The sequence below is a fragment of the Cyanothece sp. BG0011 genome, from assembly GCF_003013815.1.
GTDB lineage: Bacteria > Cyanobacteriota > Cyanobacteriia > Cyanobacteriales > Microcystaceae > Crocosphaera.
Genome location: NZ_PRLH01000087.1, coordinates 1 through 4,479 on the forward strand (window position 1 = coordinate 1; position 4,479 = coordinate 4,479).

A 4,479-nucleotide genomic window follows, 5' to 3' on the forward strand; every position below is an offset into this window, starting at 1 on the left:
CCTTGTCAATGCTAAACCAACCTCGAAGTGTTCCTGCTATAAAAAAGCTGCGTAATGCTCCGAGTTTAGATTTATTGACTGTCTTTTCTTTAGCTAAATAATCTAGGATTAGACTGCGATTAATTTGGTCAAAACCAGTTATATTAGTTTGGCAAATGTAACGAGAGAAGATTCGTAAAGCTGATAAATAATTATTAATTGTCGCCAAAGTATTAGATTGACCGGCTTTACATAAGGAATAAATGTACTTCTTTACTTCTTTTTTAAACCAGACTGGTTTAATTAAGCTAAAATTAACAGTAAAATAGCCTGTATCTCGCTGGTCAAAGTTAGGGTTTATGGCTCTTAAATCCCACTTATCATTATCAAATTCAAAAGGCTGAACAGGTCTTGTTTTGCTACTATAATGACTAAGATTAGCAGGGGTTAATTGAATGGAATCACATTGATATTTGCGACAGGTACGACAAAAATATCGCTTAGTATTATAGTTTTCTATTTTTGCATAGTAAATATCTCTTGCTTCACATTCAGGACAAATAAACTCTTTGTATCGATAGTTGGTGTACCAAATAACTCCAAGGTTGATTGGATCTTCAATAGCTTTTATCTGTATCTGACAAGATTCATAGAATTGATACTTACAACTCTGACAAGCAAAAACTCTCTTATTATTAGATTGCTTAACTCCCCTAGCAATAATTCCTAAAGTATTACACTTAGGACAAATAAATTCACCTTTATAATCTTTTTTCCAATCAATTTCAATCATTAACTCTCTCCAATCTTTGAACACGAATAGTTAAACGTTGCTGGTCACGGATTAAACCTTTTTCTTGCCTAACCATTCCCAACTTATTAGCAATATTTATCTCAGCTTCTATACGGTTGAGATCCTCTTTTAGATAATCCAAATCATCTGTAGAAGTGCGCCAATGTTCACACCGTAAACAAGCATTAACCGTCTGACAGGGGGATTTTAAAATAGGTCGATGACATTCGCCGTACTGAGTGGTAATCCCATACATTTTTCTTCTTACCATCTCAGTAATAGGGTTTTTGGGTTTATGAGTAGCGACTAAAGTACCTGTACTGTCAACATATTTTGTTTCTTTCATTAACTCCTGATATTCTTCCCCTAACACCTCTTTAAGTAAGTGTTTATAATGGTTTTGCATATCAGGAGAACGGTGTCTTAGGTACTTCTGAACAATTAAGTCTCTGACCCCTGCATTGGTCATCACGGTGGCTAGTGTTCTCCTAAATTGATGTGACCGAAAATGCCATACTTTACCTTCTTTTGTGCAAATATTCTGGTCTTGAGCTAGTTTCCTTAACCAGCGATTAAAGCTATCTAACTTCATGATTCTAGGGGCTGGTTTATAATGATGATTGTTTCCATCATTACTGCCAAATAAGTTTTTATAACTCTTTCCAAAATGTTCCCTAACATAATCCTGCTGTTCTTGAATAACCGCAACTAATTCAGCACAAATGGGGATTTCATCTTCGATTTTATATTTCTCGGTTAGAAATCTCAAACGCCATTGTTTGTCCCGTTTTCGTAAACAATCTAAGGGTAAATTTAGTAGTTCTCCTATGCGTAATCCTGTTCCCCTGATTATTAAAACCATCCTTTGAATAGGGTCAGGTAAATAATGAAGATGTTCATCTAATTGCTGCCAGACTTCTTCAGGGATGTACTCAATATCATCATTTTTGGGAGTTATAGTTTTACATTTTCCTTTGAACCAGTAAGTGTCAACATTTAACCATCCTTCTCGACAACAAAGATTGAAGAAGTTTTTTAGGGTTGTGTAGTGATGATAGATGGAGCTTTTTGATAATTGAGATGACCGTAAATAGTAATCAAACTCCTCAAACAGTTGGTCATTAATTTGTTCAGGGGTTAAGATTGATTGCTGAGTTAGGAATTGTGAAAATCGACTTAAGTAATGAACATCATGTCTAATATATCTAGCAGATAACTTGCGTTGACTTCTCACTAAAACATATAGTTTAGCCAGTAACTTCAACCAATCTTGTTCAATACCTTGAAAGGGAATAGTTAATACTTTTCCATGCTGATTAATGTCTAATCCTAAATCCTCTCTGGTTTTCCAAATATCCTTTTTTAGTAAAGGATTGAGTAAGAGTTGTTGAGCTTTACTATTCTGTTCCCTCAACCAACTTTCAGGTTCTAAAATCCAATCAGGAATACTACTCATTATTGTCCTCCTCCTCAATAACGGTCATTAAATCTGCTTCACTGATAACATGAGAATAAACATCTAATGTGGTTTGGATACTGGCGTGTCCTAATAGATGCTTGACTCGTTCTGGTGAGTAACCTGCTTTCAATAAACGAGTAGCATAAGTATGACGAAAAAGGTGAGGATACACTTTAATGCCTGTCTTTTTACTCAACCGAGTAAACATGGTATTAATGACAGGGGCTTTCATGGGCATCCCTATTGCACCCTCCCAGATATTTACGAAAACATAGTTTGATTCCACTTCTGGGTACTCATAAATGAGATAATCGTTATACATTTGCAGAAGTTCAGGAATAACAGGAATGGTTCTTTCTTGTCCTTTTGCTCTGGCTTCATTACCGTGACGACGCTTTCTAACATGGATAAAGTAATCGCTACCATCTCCTATATCTTCGTGCTGTAATCCGAGTAATTCTCCCACTCTAATTCCTGTTCCATTGAGTAACAGGATTAGGAATTTATCTCTGAGTCGGTGACAGTTATTAACTAAAGTTTCGACTTGTTCATCTGTCAAACAACCAGGAAACTTTTTAGGTTCTTTGAGTTTAACTAATTTCTGTCGAGTTGGTTTAGACTTGCTAATGCCATCTAATAACCCTCTACGAGTTGTCCCCCTGGTAGTAATGAGACGGTCAAACTTTTTGGGGTCAATGTTTTTATGAGCGTCGTGGTACTCATAAAAAGTGGTTACAGCCGTTAGTGCCAAATTAATGCTGCGTTCACTGCGCTTTGCTTTAACAGGTTGCATAGACACGATGTTACTGGTATCTCCTACTCTTAACCAATGAACGAAGTCTTCTAAATCCGTTAACTGAACTTCTTTCCAGTCGAGGGTTTTACTTTGCAGGAACTCCCACCAAGCTTTTAAACCGTAACCGTAGGATTCGACGGTGTTGGGGGATTTTGTTCCTGATAGGAAGGTTAGGTAACGCTGAATTGGTTCTACCACTTGGTAATCCTCATCAAGCACTAACCAAATGATCTCCTGGGTATGAGGGTCGATGCCCTTTTGAAGACTTAAAGACATTTTACACCATATAGATACAAAAAAGTATTAAGATATAGTGTAACACTGTATAAAAAAAGGGGTCTTTGTTGTTGTTGTTTATTATATATTCTTTGTGTTAGATTACCTCTATCTACTCCAATCCAATTTTTAACTGATTCAGCATCAGGAACTTCCATTGATACTGATAACAAAACATACCAGATACCTCTTTTAGATTTCCATAACTTAAGACTGCCTTTCTTTGCTTCTTTAGTTATGATTTTGTCTAAGACATCAGCATGATTGGATTGATGAATAGCTAAAGGAACACGCTTTTTAACCCCTCTAATAATTGAGAAAGCAACTGAATAAGTATCACCTTTTTTCTCAATGCGCCATCCTTGATTGTTGACTTCAAGTGGCAAACACTTAAACTTCTTAACTTTAGTTGCAGCACAACTGTTGCGGATAGTTTGATTAATCCAACCCGACCCAATCTCAACATGATTAAAATCTTTGCTAGTATATTTTCTTCTATCCGTTTTAGGTATTTCTAAAAGCTGATTAGCAATGCCTGTGTTTAACTCAGTTAATCGGTCAAACTCTTGCGATTTGCATTGATTTAACCGATAAAAAGGAAGTTTAAGTGTCAGAGTTAAAATAGCCATGAACACATACTAACACATATCTTACACAAGTGCGCAAGATAAGATACAAATGGTTAAAACCATTCGAGTCACATTTCATCCATCGCTTGAAAAGACGATGGCTTTCATGCTCCCGTGTTCTCTAGGTAAGGCCTGCAAGATATCAGTTGATCAGTGATAGGTTTTCCAAACGTCCCAAACCAGGGATAATCTAGAATAAGATGTTTTTTCCGAGATCAAAATCATGCCGCTGCCTACCCATTTAATAACCCTTGAGGGAACACCGATTCCAGAAGAACAATTAAAAAATCAAGTAATCCTTTTTGTTAATGTAGCCAGTCAATGTGGCTTAACGCCTCAATATTCGGGTTTAGTTGAACTGGACAAACAATATAAAGAACGAGGATTTCAGGTCATTGGGGTTCCTTGTAATCAGTTCGGTCAACAAGAGCCTGGTAGTCCCGAAGAGATTAAAGATTTTACCAGTAGCAAATACGACGTTGAATTTACTCTACTCGAAAAACAAGATGTCAATGGAGCTAACCGCAGTCCCCTCTATCAATTCTTG

The 4,479-nt window shown here is 36.5% G+C and carries 3 protein-coding genes and 2 pseudogenes; 1 reads left to right on the top strand and 4 read right to left on the bottom strand.

Features of this window, described 5'->3' with window-relative positions; genetic code table 11:
- The 4 genes and pseudogenes from C4E06_RS10680 to C4E06_RS10695 all read right to left on the bottom strand — a co-directional run.
- Window positions 1-772: pseudogene (locus tag C4E06_RS10680) on the bottom strand (transposase); the annotation flags it as partial.
- Window positions 765-2,228 (bottom strand): tyrosine-type recombinase/integrase, encoded by a 1,464-nt coding sequence (locus C4E06_RS10685; protein WP_107668041.1) that lies wholly within the window; start codon window positions 2,226-2,228, stop codon window positions 765-767. The gene C4E06_RS10685 and the pseudogene C4E06_RS10680, both read right to left, overlap by 8 nt.
- On the bottom strand, window positions 2,221-3,303 hold the full coding sequence (locus tag C4E06_RS10690) for a tyrosine-type recombinase/integrase (RefSeq protein WP_107668042.1): 1,083 nt from the start codon (window positions 3,301-3,303) through the stop codon (window positions 2,221-2,223). Before C4E06_RS10690 ends, C4E06_RS10685 begins: the two co-directional genes overlap by 8 nt.
- Window positions 3,304-3,407: 104 nt before the next feature.
- Window positions 3,408-3,932 (bottom strand): annotated as a pseudogene (locus tag C4E06_RS10695) (RNA-guided endonuclease TnpB family protein); the annotation flags it as partial.
- A gap of 223 nt (window positions 3,933-4,155) precedes the next feature.
- Here C4E06_RS10695 and C4E06_RS10700 point away from each other — a divergent pair.
- Window positions 4,156-4,479, top strand: a 324-nt coding sequence (locus C4E06_RS10700; RefSeq protein WP_107668044.1) for a glutathione peroxidase, incomplete at its 3' end; no start/stop codon positions are given.

Coding starts and splice junctions, on each gene's coding strand:
- C4E06_RS10685 (WP_107668041.1), bottom strand. CDS start 2,228: ATGAGTAGTATTCCTGATTGGATTTTAGAACCTGAAAGTTGGTTGAGG.
- C4E06_RS10690 (WP_107668042.1), bottom strand. CDS start 3,303: ATGTCTTTAAGTCTTCAAAAGGGCATCGACCCTCATACCCAGGAGATC.